Genomic DNA, 13,263 nt, shown 5'->3' with positions numbered 1-13,263 from the left:
TCAATCCGCTAACAATTCGTCTATACGGTTTTATTTTTCCTCTAAAACGGTTAGAATGCGCACTAGATGTTCTCATACCGAAGGGAGAGAAAATAATTGAAAAAAGTATCATATACACTCATTGCTTGTCTGTTATCAGTGGGGCTTGCAGCCTGCTCATCAAACGATGCGAAACAGGATAAGCAAAACGATTCAGCCAACAGCAAGGAAACAACACAGGCTGACCAAAAAGAGCAGCAAAAGCAAATGGAAGAGATGCAAAAGAAATTAGACGCACAAAAAATTGATGATCAAAAGGTCGTTGCGACCGTCAACAAAGATAAAATCACAGGAAGTGAATACAATAGCGCCCTATCAACCATTCAAGGTCAACTTCAGCAGTCTGGACAAGACCCAACATCTAAAGAAGGCGCAAAAGCTGTCAAAAAGCAAACCATTGATGCGCTAGTAGGTCAAGAGCTCATCCTGCAAGATGCTGAGAAGAAGGGCTATAAAGCCTCTGACAAGCAAGTCGATAAGCAGCTAAAAGAAGAAAAGAAACAATTTAAAGACAATGCTCAATTTGAAGAAGCACTCAAAAAGAGCGGACTGACAATGGATCAGCTGAAAAGTGATATTGCCGACAGCATCAAATACAGCCAATATGTCGACAAAGAAATTAAATCAGCCTCTGTGTCTGAAAAAGACGTCAAAGCGTACTATGACCAATACGCCGAACAAATGAAAAAACAAAAACAAAAAGCACCTGATTTCAAAGACGTCAAATCACAAATCAAGAAGCAGTTAGAATCTCAAGAAAAGCAAAAAGAAGTACAAAAAGAAATTGATCAACTAAAGAAATCTGCCAAAATTGATGTATCGATTTAACCACTATTAAAAATCCGCCATTGTGCGGATTTTTTTCATCACTTCATGAACTGTTTTTCCAAAATAATGACAAAAGCCTCATCATAAACATCTTCTCCATCCGATATGATGGGAGTACAAAAGAAAGCGTTATCAATTCTTTTGTCTCTGAAAAAGTACAAGATCAAAGACAGATCTCGTACTTTTGTTTTAGTCATATCTACAAGAGGAGGATGTTTATGTTCAAATGGTTTAAACCAGCTCCGCATATCGACAGGCTCGATGATGCCAAAACAGACGAAACCTATAAACGGCTGCGGCTGCAAGTCTTTTTGGGAATCTTTATCGGATATGCGGGCTACTATTTGCTGCGCAAAAATTTCGCATTTGCCATCCCTTATTTACAGGAAGAGGGGTTCACAAAAAGTGAATTAGGCTTTGTACTGGCGGCTGTTTCTATCGCTTATGGCTTTAGTAAATTCATTATGGGGATGATCTCAGACCGGTGTAACCCAAGATACTTTTTAGCCGCTGGACTTTTTCTATCAGCTCTTATCAATATTCTATTTGTCTCATTTCCATGGGTGACATCCAGTGTATGGATCATGTTTTTATTCATGTTCTTAAACGGCTGGTTTCAAGGAATGGGGTGGCCGCCATGCGGACGAACGATGGCACATTGGTTTTCGGTGAGTGAACGTGGAACGAAAATGTCCATTTGGAACGTCGCTCACAATATCGGCGGGGGGATTCTTGCACCGCTTATTACATTAGGAATTGTTTTGTTTGCGACGTGGAAAAGTATCTTTTTCTTCCCTGCCATCATTGCCATTATCGTCTCCTTCGTCATCATTCTTCTCGTACGGGACACCCCGCAATCCGCTGGTCTTCCGCCAATTGAAGAATACCGAAATGACTATCCGGCACAACAATATGAAGATCAAGAAAAAGAATTAACCGTAAAAGAGATTTTGTTTAAATATGTACTCAACAACAAATTCCTTTGGTATATCGCCATTGCCAACGTCTTTGTGTACTTTGTCCGTTATGGGGTCGTAGACTGGGCACCTACCTATTTAACAGAAGCAAAAGGATTCTCACCAGAGCATTCACGCTGGTCTTATTTCCTTTATGAATATGCAGGCATCCCTGGTACATTATTGTGCGGGTGGATTAGTGACCGCTTCTTTAGAAGCCGCCGCGCACCTGCTGGCGTCCTCTTTATGATTGGCGTATTAATTGCGGTTCTTGTGTACTGGTTAAACCCTGCTGGCAATCCAATGGTTGATAACATTGCCCTCATCAGCATCGGGTTTTTAATTTACGGACCCGTCATGCTCATTGGACTGCAAGCCATTGATCTCGCTCCGAAAAAAGCCGCTGGCACTGCTGCCGGGTTGACAGGATTCTTTGGATATATTGGTGGCTCTGCTTTTGCTAATGCCATGATGGGCGTCGTCGTCGATCACTATGACTGGACAGGAGGTTTCATTTTACTAGTTGGTTCTTGTATCCTTGCGATTGTGTTCCTCGCCATGACATGGAATACAGGAAAGCGCGTAGAGCAAGCTTAATGAAAATCACATAAAAGATTCATCTCCGCCCAACATGCCCTTTACATCTATTTCTTATGATGGAGGCAGTTACCGTAAAAGGAGGATAAAATATGAAGAAAAGTAGATTACTTGCTTTCGTGTTACTCTCTTTTGCTTTACTGTCTTTTGGTTGGGTGCCGACCACCATATCGGCACATGAACATCTTTTATCTCCAGATCGCATTTTAACCGTTGCACACCGCGGAGCATCAGGGTATGCCCCAGAGCATACCCTAGCTTCCTACAAGCTCGCCACAAAGATGAATGCAGATTACCTCGAACTCGACCTTCAAATGACAAAGGATGGACACCTCATCGTCATGCACGATGAAACGGTTGACCGGACGACAAACGGAACCGGCTGGGTCAAAGACCTCACACTTGCCGAAATCAAACAGCTTGATGCCGGTGCATGGTTTAACGAAGCCAACCCCGACAAACAAAATGCCCACTTTATTGGACAGCAAGTCCTCACATTAGATGAGGTATTACGCTACTTCGGTAAACGAGAAAATTATTATATTGAAACCAAAAAACCAGACATCTATCCGCAAATGGAAGAAAAACTATTGGCCGTCTTAAAGAAACATCATCTTCTTGGAAAACATACGAGAAAAGGGCAGGTCATCATCCAATCTTTCAGCCAAGAAAGTCTATTAAAATTGCAGAAACTCGCCCCTCGGCTTCCAAAAGTACAGCTATTAGATAGAGCGCAAATGACGTCTATTACAGATGATCAGCTCGACTTCATCAAATCGTATGCAGTGGGGGTCGGACCGAATTTTAGAGCTTTGACACTTGAAAATGTACAGCAGGTCAGAAGCCACGGACTCCTCCTTCACCCATATACGGTAAACAGCGAAGCAGACATGACACGTCTTCTGCAATACGGCGTCACCGGTCTTTTCACCAACTTTCCAGATGTCTTTCAGCGTGTCAAAGCTTCTCTGTAAACGACAAAAGCCTTGCGGTTGTTCCGCAAGGCTTTTGATTATTCCACCGTTTGATTAGATGGAGCAGTTTGGATCGGTTTTCTCTTTCCAATCCCAAATATGAAGAAGCTAAGCGCTACAACAATCAAGAAAACAATCCCCACAATAAGAGAAATACGCGTATCCTGATTAATGAGCATAAACACAAGAACCATCAATAAGAAGCCAATCGTAAGATAATTAGAAACTGGTGCTAGCGGCATCTTAAATGGATGCTGATCAAGCGCTGCCCCCTTCGCTTTTCTGAAGCCAATATGACTAATCAAAATGACAAACCAAGGCACCATACCAGGAAGGACACTCGCACTATACACATAAACGAAAATGTTTGGCGGCGAAACGTAATTTAAGACCACCCCAACCGCTAAACCAATCAGCACAGCAAATGTCCCAAAATACGGTACACCATTCTTCGAAATTTTTGTGAAGAAAGCAGGTGCCTGTCCATTCACACCTAATGTATAAAGCATACGTCCCGCACTGAAGATTCCACTATTACAGCCGGACATCGCTGCTGTAATGACAACAAAGTTAATAATACCTGCTGCTGCCGTAATTCCAATTTTCGCAAACGTCGCCACAAATGGACTGCCGAGCGTATTCAGCTGATCCCACGGATACACCGTCACGATGACAAAGATCGCACCGATATAGAAAATCAAAATACGCCAGATGATGCTTTTGATGGCATTTGTCAGCGTCTTTTGTGGATTTTGCGCCTCACCTGCAGTAATCCCAATGAGCTCTACCCCTTGATAGGCAGCAATCACTAGGGACAATGCAAACAAGAAACCGCTAAATCCACCTGTAAAGAATCCGCCGTGCGCCCAAAGGTTAGACAAACCAATCGCTGTTCCACCATTGCCAAACCCAAAGAAAATAATGCCTAAACCTGCAATGATCATTAGAATAATCGTCACAATCTTGATCATCGCAAACCAGAATTCAAACTCACCGAATGACTTCACCGAAATCAAGTTGGCCGCACCTAAAATGATCATGGCGATTAATCCGGGAATCCACGCCGGTAACTCCGGGAACCAATATTTCATATAAGCACCTACGGCGATAATCTCAGACATTCCAACAATGACCCACTGGAACCAGTTACTCCAAGCTGTCATATACCCCGCAAGCGGATGAATATATTGATGCCCAAATGTAGCAAACGATCCCGTACTCGGTTCAAGATACAACATTTCTCCCATCGCACGCATAATAAAAAAGATAAAAATACCACACACTGCGTACGCTAGAAGAACCGATGGACCTGTCCATTGAATGGCTTTAGCTGACCCCATAAATAAGCCAACACCAATTGTGCCGCCAAGCGCAATCATTTGAATATGACGAGCACTTAACCCTCTCTTTAATTCCTTTTGAGCCACTTCTATTCCCCCTCATCAACAAACAACATAAAAAATAAAAAATCAGAATTTTCATTCTGATTCAAAATCTTCAATCTTTCGATGTATATTATCATAATAAATCTACCCTTAAAAAACAATTGTTTTTTTGAGGAAAACACTATTAACAAAATATTCTGACATAAAAAGATATTCAAATTATTTTATATTGATATATCGAATCAGAGGATCATCATCGCTTCAATGACCATCACTTAATAGAAAAGAACCTCCCCTTATATCGACCTCAAAGCTTTTCCCTCCATTTTTATAAACCATTCTATCCTGATCATCAACACAAGGAAAGTCATTGTGAAAAGTACCTGATCTTTTCTTCACATAACAAATAAATCCATCATTTTCCGGAATTGCAACTTTGACAGATGATCCAGTTGACGTCGATTTGAGCGAATGCAGCATGGCCTTTGAATGTATCTGTACCCTTCTGCCTATTAAATTCAGATCAATATCTGAAAAAGCACCTACCATCTCCACTTTTGACGAAGTAGTACGCAGGCTCAATGTCTGCGTGTTGAGCTGTTGACTAGAGATAAGTCCACCCACTGTCTGCAAGCGCAGATGCTTGATTTCTCCCGTAAACATGGACTTTCCAGAAATCAATTGGCAGTCAGCCTCCTTCACCTTCAGTCCATCCAAAAGTAGATTTGCTCCTTTACAATGAATAGACAAGGACTGTAACTGTGCCTGAGGGAGGTAAATCTCCAAATTCGTTTGATGAAGATGAAGCCCCAAGCTGATCGCTCGTTTTCTTTTATCTTGAATCACCAGCCTGTCTCCCCGCACCTGATGATGCAGTAAATACCGATGGGGGAATACATGATTGGTGGTCTGCTTTATCAATACATAAGGATGATCATGGTGATGAAGGCGAACATCTCCCACCAGCCAGTTTAAAGAAAGTTGCGCTATGACTTCTTCAATTCGAACCGTATGCTTCACATGTCTCCCTCCTTTTCCCATCATGAATTACCTCGTTTGCATCCGGCCGATGCGGCTCCACAATTCCAAGATCACAATGAGGACTGCTGCAATCATCACTCCTGACAGGATGAGGCTCATTTGATCATTGCCATAAATGGCGAGCGATACATTTCCTAAAACAGCACATAAAACAATTGCAGTCAGGACGGTCATCAAAACAGATTTCTTCCTCAACCCTATTCTCATCGCAATCATCCCAATCGCATGGACACACCCAATAAACACAAAGTACGTTTTCATCAATTGCAATAGAGCACCTGCCGTCAACGTATCGTGAACTATAGGGAAAAACATTTCAGTCACACTAAACACAACAAACGAAGGAATGATACTGCACATCATCGCAAACGTTGAAAGGCACACCATCCATATCATATGAGAAAGGAATCTCACTGAATTGGATGTGCGTTCCTGATAAACAGTCTTGCCTACACGCCAATACAGCATAGCTGTGATGATAGAAAAAAAGATCATCCATACTGTACTCGTTAACAAATAAATATTCGTATATTGCTGAAAACCCGGTTCGCGTTCAATTTTTGCAGCAAACGCAATAAAATAGATGAATACTAGCAGCACAATACTCGCGATGAAACTAGCTTGAATATACTGCTTCATGTGACCTTTTCTTAGCTCAACCTTCATAAAATGAATCATACGTCATCCTCCTATCAGTTGGCATTCTTTATCTTTCGGGCAGATCATACCCGCCAATTTCAGCATAGTGCGCTGTCACCTTTTGAATAAATAGATCACTCACAATATCCACGCCAAGCCCCTTCATCATCTGCTTTAAAAAACACAAACGCTGGACCGTTTCTTCATGATTGCGTACAAACAATGTGGGATTCAACCATATATTCACAAGAAGCAGAAATACTTCTGCCACTTCACCAGGAAACGCAGTTTCCATCGAACCATCTTCAATCCCTTCAATGATTAACTGTTTGATTCTCAAAGCATCCTGATTGACACCTGTCTTCATGCCTTCAATCACAAATTGCGGATTTTTCATCTGATCAACCAAGATCCCATCAATCGAATGAGACTGCGGGTCTGCCACAAGCTGCTCCAGGATAAGCTGCAGCTTCTCTTTCGCATGAGCTGCCTCCGTATGCTCAATTAACTCCTCAAGCTTCTCGGTTGCATAACGAAACTGCCGATCCATCACGCCGCGTAATATTTCATCCTTCGATTTAAAATGATGATAAATAGCCCCTTTAGACATATTCAATTCATGGATAATATCTTGCAAACTTGTCTTTTCAAATCCCTTTTCCTGAAACAACTTTGTCGACACGTCCAAAATTTGCTGCACCGTCTTTTCTGGATACTTATTTCGCGCCAGTTCAAACGCCTCCTTTTACATACCGACCGTCGGTATGTTTATTTATATTTTTCATTATAAACGGTTCATGCAGATTTGTATACAACAAAAAAAGACCGCTCACACGGTCTCCTCAAGCTCAAAATGCAAATTCATCGGCACATCTGGCAGAGCCGAGGCCTCCTCCATATTCGTCGTAGGTGTTTTCTCATCCACTTCCTCAAATCGAAAACCGTCAGCCCAGACTGTTCCATGACCGCTGAGTAACACTCCAAAATGAATGGATTCACTGCGCGTAGGAACATCTAATACGATCGCATATTGATTCCATTCCGTAGAATCTGTCACAGGTCGATTCTGCATATTATCAAACTGCACCGTATCACCCTTTCCGTCATCTACCCGCATCCAAATTCCTGCTGAAGATACATTCTCTGTTTTCAAGAAAGCAGAAAGCTTCAATCGCTTGCCTGCATACTCTTTTGCTTGAAACCCCTGCATCATTGTCGCAAACTGTCCATCTTGTACGCCTTCTTTAGATGATAAAACACCTGATTGCTTACCCGTATGAAATTCTGCTGTATCAACACCCATCTCATACATATGCGGATGTGAACCACTCAAACCCCAGCCAGGTACTGCTTCATGTAATGTCATCGAATCTTCCTCCTTTTTCATTTGCATGTCTCTCATCATGGACCTGTACATTCCGGGAGGTAAGGAATACAGATGCTTAAAAGCACGCGTAAAGGCTTCCTGCGATTGGAATTGTAACGAAAAAGCGATGTCTAAAATCCCCTGATCCGTATACAAAAGAAGCTGTGCAGCCGTAGCTAATCTTCGTTTCCGCACATATTCCCCCATCGACAGCCCGGTTTCTCGTTTAAACACACGCAGCAAATGAAAATGTGAATATCCTACTTTCTCAGGCACCTGTCTCAGCGACAGTTCATCCATCAAATGCGACTCCAAATAAGAAATCACCTCTTGCGTCACCCGACTATACATCATCTCCCTCACCTCTTCTTGATCATAAAACAAATCAGTTCACTCGTTTTGATCAAAATTGCGATGTTTCATCTGTCCAGCTGAGGAGGAAAAACGCTAACGTGAGCGCTCGTTGTTCGATAGAAACTCCCTCACATCATCTGCGATTTCTTTTGATTTCGTATGATGCAAATAATGGCCGCCTTTGAAAGTAACGATTTTTCCGTGGTCTACATTTTTCAGCAGCTCTTCATGCATTGGTTTCCAGTTTGGTGTTTCTTTCTCCGTTTGATCCGCTAGATAGAAAGCAACAGGAAGCTTCTTAGGGAAATGTAGACGTTGAGCGTTTTTAAAATTGTTTCTAAAGTTTTCTGCCTCACTAGCTTGGCTTTCATCCAAAAAATTTCGGAAAGTCAGCATTTTAATCTGAGCTTTCGTTTGATCATCTACTTTAGGCATCACCAGTTGTTCTGGATTCATTTTCACTATCAATCTGTAAAAGCCGGATTGATGAAGCAACTGTAAGCTGGAGACTGGCAATTCATCCGTTTCCTGTTTAGGAACACTCGTATCAATGCCAACAAAGGCTTGGACTTCTTTTTCATATTGATTCACATATTCTAATCCATAGATGCCAGAAATCGAATGACCCATGAGCGTATATTTTTTAATGTTGAGTTTCTGCAAACATTCATGAATCTCATCCACAATGTTTTGACTTGTCCTTACTTTATCTGTGTCGTCACTTAAACCATAACCAAACGGTTCAATCACAACGACTCTATAATATGGCGATAACTCCTTGACTAACGGTTTAAAATCAAGCACGGGTGAAGCAGTTCCATACCCTGGTAGAAGGACAATCGTTTCTTTCCCATCGCCTTGAATGAGCACATTCATCTGCTTCCCATCCACCAAGACCTTTTGCCCATAAGCTTCTATTTTCCCCTGTTCTCTTTCATTACTAATTAGATTCACAACATAAACACTGGCTACAAATACAACCAAGACAGTCAGAATGGTACATAGAGCAATCAGCATTATTTTCAGTAATTTTTTCATTATTTTTTCTTCCCTTCATGATGAAGTACCCTAGCTTGCATCCGCAGATAAAAGATTAGTATTTTCTTTCACAATAGATAATGCCAATTGTATTTGCGCAAACACTTGATACATACATAAACGTAATCGCTATATAAAACCATTCCGTTGGAGATGATAATTCATGAACAAAAACTTGAATGACAGCCACCAATATATAGGCTAATGCCACACCTACAATTGAAAAACTTCCAGCTTTCGCTAAAATAAATTGACCCCGTTCATCCTGTTTATATTCACGGCTTTTCTTAAATTGAAAGACCGTACTTAAGATAGAAAGGATAATCAGAGAATAAAGTATGATCGTTGTCATCATCGCTGTTGTTCCTCCTTGTCGACCTCTTGAAAAACGTCATATAAATCTACTTCAAATGTTCTCGCAATTTGAAATGCTAGTTTTAAAGACAAAGAATATTTACCATTTTCAATCGCTGCCACAGTTTGACGAGTCACACCTAACTTCTCTGCCAAATCCTTTTGTGTCCAGTCTCTTTCTGCCCGTAATACTTTCATTCTATTTTTAATTTCCATTTCAGATTCCTTTCTTAAAGGATGTTTTATTTAACATAATGTTAAAAATAATTAACATTATGTTAAATAACAATAACCTGTTTTCTGCAGGATGTCAATTTCACCGGATGCAAAAAAGAATCATCCATTTTGAAAGGCCTACCTCAAAATGAATGATTCTCTATAAATGATGTGATCATCTGATTTAAAACACTTTCCTCTGGTAAATCGCAGTAGAAAATCCCCAAGATAGCAAGTAGATGAGCATAATCAGTACAGTTGACCCCGTATATACAATAGGGATCGATAAATTCATGATAAAATCAGTGATCCCACTGAATTGCTCTGCTAAATAGAGAACAACAGGCGGTCCCATAGCAGATAATACGATAAAGCCAATGATCACTGCCGTTGTGATATAACCAGGCTTTAAGATATAAAACAATGGAAACGTACATGCTGCGAACAATAAAAACAACCCGCTGCCAATCGCAATATCTGACAGCGAAAACAGCTTCCCAAACACAAATAATGCAGCACTTGTCAGCACGATCGCAATACTCATATAGAAAATGGCGCCAAGATAACGTGATGCGATAATTTCTTTACGTGTATAGGGCAAGGAATTTAATAGAATATTCGTTTCTGCCTTCTCATCATAAGCATATGTGTTAAATGGAATGAAGACACTAGCGACTAGAAACGTTAATACTGGATGGACATCCATGAAAATGAAAAATAAGATAAACGGAATAAAAATAAGTAACTGCTTCTTTTGCAAAATCACATCACGCTTAATTAAATGAAACATGCGCAACCCCGCCTTTCAAATAAAACATGATATCCTCAAGCGACGCCGGTTCAATCACAACAGCATCCCCAAAAATAAGTTTCACCTCATCAATCCGATCTGTTAATGCTTCAAATCCGGCTGCCGTACGCTGAATATGGATAAACGCCTTTTCTGTGTCTCGATCCAGCAAATCCAGGCTCCCCTTCACCAGCACATAATTCTCCGCCACCTCATGAATCGACTGTTGAAAGACCAATCTTCCATTTTGTATAAACGCAATATAATCCGCAATGCGATCTAAATCAGTCGTCATATGCGTTGAGAAAAAAATCGTTCGATTTCCATCAATCATCAATTCTTGTAACGTGCCGAGCAGCTCTCTTCTAAAGACCGGATCTAAACCAGCAGTTGGTTCATCCATGATAATCAGCTCTGCATGGTGCGACAGCGCAATCGCAAGCGATGCCTTCATCTGCATCCCTTTTGAAAATGTTTTAATCGCTTTATGAAGCGGCAAGCCAAACTGTTCAATATATTGATAAAATAGCCTATCATCCCAGCGTTTATAGGCAGGTGCCACAATACGTTTGATGTCTTTTAAACTCAATCCTGGGAAAAAAACGTTAGCATCGTAAACAAAGCCAATTCGTTCCTTAATCTCTTTTTCATGCGTACGATAATCTAATCCAAAAATTTTAATCTCACCAGAATCTGGTTTTAACAAATTCATGATCATTTTAATCGTGGTCGACTTACCGGCTCCATTTTCTCCAATAAACCCAGTAACAAAGCCCTTTTTGACCTGTAAATCAAGATTCTGCACAGAAAAGTCTTTGAACCGTTTTGATACTCCTTTGAATTCAATCACGTGCTCCACTCATCTCACTCCTCATACAAGAACTTTAATAACTGCTGCAATTCATCAAAAGATAAGCCTAATTCCTTGCCGTTTGTAACAACCGCTCCAAGCTGTTCCTCAATCACCTTCAATTTTTTCTCTCTCATGACCTCTAGGTTTTGCTCGGCAACAAATGATCCCTTACCGACAATCGAATAAATAAATCCTGCCTTCTCTAACTCTTCATATGCACGTTTTGTTGTGATGACGCTGATTTGTAAATCCTTCGCCAGCTTTCGGATAGACGGCAGTCCCGCACCTTCTGCAAGCTCACCCGTTAAGATCAACGATTTGATTTGCGTCGTAATTTGCTCATAGATAGGCTCCTTAGAATGGTTAGAAATCGTAATTTGCATATAAAAACCTCTTTTTTCTGTACTGGTATTCGCAATGAAATATTGTATATACACTATATATACATTATATACACACTGAAAAAATATTCAACTCCTTTTATGAACTTTTTTGAATGCGATCCAACTAAAAAACCGCACAGCTCTTCAGCCATGCGGTTCCTCAACAAATCAATTTATCTCCAATATACCCATTTTCCCATAAGCCATTCCACAGGCCCTCTTCTCCACTTTTTCAAATAGAGATAGCTGATGAACAGCTGTGCTGTGTAAAGTCCAACAGCAAGTAGCAGTCCAAACATTGAGCCCATTTGTCCGAATAACCCAAGTCCGTAAGAATAGAAAATCGTTGTACAAATAATAGATTGTGCTAAATAGTTTGATAAAGACAATCGGCCAAGTCCTGCAAGCAGACGTTTCAACCCTTGTGCAGCCTTTGAATAGTAAAAGACAATAAAAGCTTGAATATAACCGATCGTCAGGACATAGGCTCCTAACGTCAGCACCATTTCACTCCAAGGAGCATCACTGAACGTCGCACATTTTAAAGCGAGCCCGATGATAATCATCCAAACCCAGCCTTTACGATAAGCCATGCCTCGATCTTCTTCTGTCAGATGACCTTTTTTCCCGATCGCCATGCCAAGCAGTGCAAATGGACCGATCATGATAGGAGCATAGAGAAGACTTAAAATTGGTGTCAGAGTAAGTGTTACAATTGCCATAATGATGGAGACGATGACCATATCATCTTCAATTGTAATCCGGCTCAACACAATATCGCCATATGTACCAGTCCCATATACATTTGTTAATAATTCAGAATTTCCATAAATAAAATTCATTAGAGTTGGATAAATCACTAAAGATACGGCACCTAAAATACCCGACCATATAAACACTGTTTTGATCCGGCTGCTCAAAAACATCATCAAGAAAAACGTACATGCTCCATAATATAAGAGAATATCACCATTCCAAATGAATATGTAATGCAGCATCCCAAGCACAATAAGACCAAAGCCGCGGCGAACGACGATGGCATTCGTATTCAGCCCCTTGGCCTTAGTGGATTCAATCAGTTTGATAAAAGAATACCCAAACAAAAAGGAGAAAATCGGATAAAATGACCCCTGGAACAAGATCTCCGTCACATATACCCCAAACTCCTGTCCCCATATGCTCGGATCAAACATCTTCTCAAAATCATAATCATATTGAAAATTAAGCATATTCACAATCAAAATACCTAATAAACTAAAACCACGTAAACTATCAATAAACTCAACCCTAGATCCCTTCAACACGACCGCTCCTTCGGAAAGTATAAATACATCTATATATAATAACTCATTTATATAAGAAAAGTTATATAATCCTGAATGTTATAAAACCCTAAATTCATTGTTTATCGAATCTGTAGACTAGAAATAATTATATACCTTAAAATTTA

The 13,263-nt window shown here is 40.5% G+C and carries 15 protein-coding genes; 3 read left to right on the top strand and 12 right to left on the bottom strand.

From position 1 onward, the window contains the following. The first annotated feature begins 96 nt into the window (after positions 1–96). From V7L95_RS08345 to V7L95_RS08335, 3 genes are all read left to right on the top strand, one after another. Entirely contained in the window at positions 97–867 is a 771-nt protein-coding gene (locus V7L95_RS08345; protein ID WP_017358711.1) for a SurA N-terminal domain-containing protein, read from the top strand. A gap of 218 nt (positions 868–1,085) precedes the next feature. Continuing rightward, on the top strand, positions 1,086–2,420 hold the full coding sequence (gene glpT, locus V7L95_RS08340) for a glycerol-3-phosphate transporter (RefSeq protein ID WP_008343899.1): 1,335 nt from the start codon (positions 1,086–1,088) through the stop codon (positions 2,418–2,420). Positions 2,421–2,512: 92 nt separating this feature from the next. Next, positions 2,513–3,394, top strand: coding sequence for a glycerophosphodiester phosphodiesterase (locus V7L95_RS08335; protein WP_017358710.1), 882 nt, complete (start codon positions 2,513–2,515; stop codon positions 3,392–3,394). 38 nt (positions 3,395–3,432) lie between these two features. On the opposite strand, the gene V7L95_RS08330 is transcribed toward V7L95_RS08335, so the two are convergent. From V7L95_RS08330 to V7L95_RS08275, 12 genes are all read right to left on the bottom strand, one after another. After that, positions 3,433–4,821 (bottom strand): amino acid permease, encoded by a 1,389-nt coding sequence (locus V7L95_RS08330; RefSeq protein WP_048001358.1) that lies wholly within the window; start codon positions 4,819–4,821, stop codon positions 3,433–3,435. 219 nt (positions 4,822–5,040) lie between these two features. Beyond that, positions 5,041–5,799, bottom strand: coding sequence for a DUF4097 family beta strand repeat-containing protein (locus tag V7L95_RS08325; RefSeq protein WP_048001359.1), 759 nt, complete (start codon positions 5,797–5,799; stop codon positions 5,041–5,043). A gap of 27 nt (positions 5,800–5,826) precedes the next feature. After that, positions 5,827–6,498 carry a hypothetical protein gene (locus tag V7L95_RS08320; protein ID WP_048001360.1) on the bottom strand — a complete coding sequence of 224 codons (672 nt, stop codon included), beginning with the start codon at positions 6,496–6,498 and terminating at the stop codon, positions 5,827–5,829. 28 nt (positions 6,499–6,526) lie between these two features. Then, positions 6,527–7,159, bottom strand: a complete 633-nt coding sequence (locus V7L95_RS08315; protein WP_008343904.1) for a TetR/AcrR family transcriptional regulator — start codon at positions 7,157–7,159, stop codon at positions 6,527–6,529. Positions 7,160–7,288: 129 nt separating this feature from the next. Then, positions 7,289–8,179, bottom strand: coding sequence for an AraC family transcriptional regulator (locus V7L95_RS08310; protein ID WP_340968821.1), 891 nt, complete (start codon positions 8,177–8,179; stop codon positions 7,289–7,291). A 93-nt stretch (positions 8,180–8,272) separates the two neighbouring features. Further along, positions 8,273–9,217 (bottom strand): alpha/beta hydrolase, encoded by a 945-nt coding sequence (locus V7L95_RS08305; RefSeq protein WP_057078677.1) that lies wholly within the window; start codon positions 9,215–9,217, stop codon positions 8,273–8,275. Positions 9,218–9,272: 55 nt separating this feature from the next. Further along, positions 9,273–9,572: a hypothetical protein gene (locus V7L95_RS08300; protein WP_048001363.1), complete on the bottom strand. Its 300-nt coding sequence runs from the start codon at positions 9,570–9,572 to the stop codon at positions 9,273–9,275. Further along, positions 9,569–9,787 carry a helix-turn-helix transcriptional regulator gene (locus tag V7L95_RS08295; RefSeq protein WP_048001364.1) on the bottom strand — a complete coding sequence of 73 codons (219 nt, stop codon included), beginning with the start codon at positions 9,785–9,787 and terminating at the stop codon, positions 9,569–9,571. Before V7L95_RS08295 ends, V7L95_RS08300 begins: the two co-directional genes overlap by 4 nt. A 184-nt stretch (positions 9,788–9,971) precedes the next feature. Further along, positions 9,972–10,577 carry an ABC-2 transporter permease gene (locus V7L95_RS08290; RefSeq protein ID WP_035702971.1) on the bottom strand — a complete coding sequence of 202 codons (606 nt, stop codon included), beginning with the start codon at positions 10,575–10,577 and terminating at the stop codon, positions 9,972–9,974. Further along, entirely contained in the window at positions 10,561–11,436 is an 876-nt protein-coding gene (locus V7L95_RS08285; protein WP_048001365.1) for an ABC transporter ATP-binding protein, read from the bottom strand. The genes V7L95_RS08290 and V7L95_RS08285 overlap by 17 nt, the downstream gene beginning before the upstream one ends. A 5-nt stretch (positions 11,437–11,441) precedes the next feature. Then, positions 11,442–11,813: a GntR family transcriptional regulator gene (locus tag V7L95_RS08280; protein ID WP_008343911.1), complete on the bottom strand. Its 372-nt coding sequence runs from the start codon at positions 11,811–11,813 to the stop codon at positions 11,442–11,444. A 173-nt stretch (positions 11,814–11,986) separates the two neighbouring features. After that, positions 11,987–13,114 carry a DUF418 domain-containing protein gene (locus tag V7L95_RS08275; protein ID WP_035390637.1) on the bottom strand — a complete coding sequence of 376 codons (1,128 nt, stop codon included), beginning with the start codon at positions 13,112–13,114 and terminating at the stop codon, positions 11,987–11,989. Positions 13,115–13,263: the final 149 nt, after the last annotated feature.

The sequence above is a fragment of the Bacillus sp. PPSBB_11 genome (assembly GCF_038023285.1).
GTDB classification, from domain to species: domain Bacteria; phylum Bacillota; class Bacilli; order Bacillales; family Bacillaceae; genus Bacillus; species Bacillus altitudinis.
Note: the sequence above shows the minus strand (reverse complement) of the source record. Positions and strands in the feature narration are given on the sequence as shown.

Excerpts from the sequence above, each read along its gene's own strand:
- glpT (WP_008343899.1), top strand. The coding sequence starts at position 1,086 with ATGTTCAAATGGTTTAAACCAGCTCCGCATATCGACAGGCTCGATGAT.
- V7L95_RS08335 (WP_017358710.1), top strand. The coding sequence starts at position 2,513 with ATGAAGAAAAGTAGATTACTTGCTTTCGTGTTACTCTCTTTTGCTTTA.
- V7L95_RS08320 (WP_048001360.1), bottom strand. The coding sequence starts at position 6,498 with ATGATTCATTTTATGAAGGTTGAGCTAAGAAAAGGTCACATGAAGCAG.
- V7L95_RS08310 (WP_340968821.1), bottom strand. The coding sequence starts at position 8,179 with ATGATGTATAGTCGGGTGACGCAAGAGGTGATTTCTTATTTGGAGTCG.
- V7L95_RS08305 (WP_057078677.1), bottom strand. The coding sequence starts at position 9,217 with ATGAAAAAATTACTGAAAATAATGCTGATTGCTCTATGTACCATTCTG.
- V7L95_RS08300 (WP_048001363.1), bottom strand. The coding sequence starts at position 9,572 with ATGATGACAACGATCATACTTTATTCTCTGATTATCCTTTCTATCTTA.
- V7L95_RS08295 (WP_048001364.1), bottom strand. The coding sequence starts at position 9,787 with ATGGAAATTAAAAATAGAATGAAAGTATTACGGGCAGAAAGAGACTGG.
- V7L95_RS08290 (WP_035702971.1), bottom strand. The coding sequence starts at position 10,577 with ATGTTTCATTTAATTAAGCGTGATGTGATTTTGCAAAAGAAGCAGTTA.
- V7L95_RS08280 (WP_008343911.1), bottom strand. The coding sequence starts at position 11,813 with ATGCAAATTACGATTTCTAACCATTCTAAGGAGCCTATCTATGAGCAA.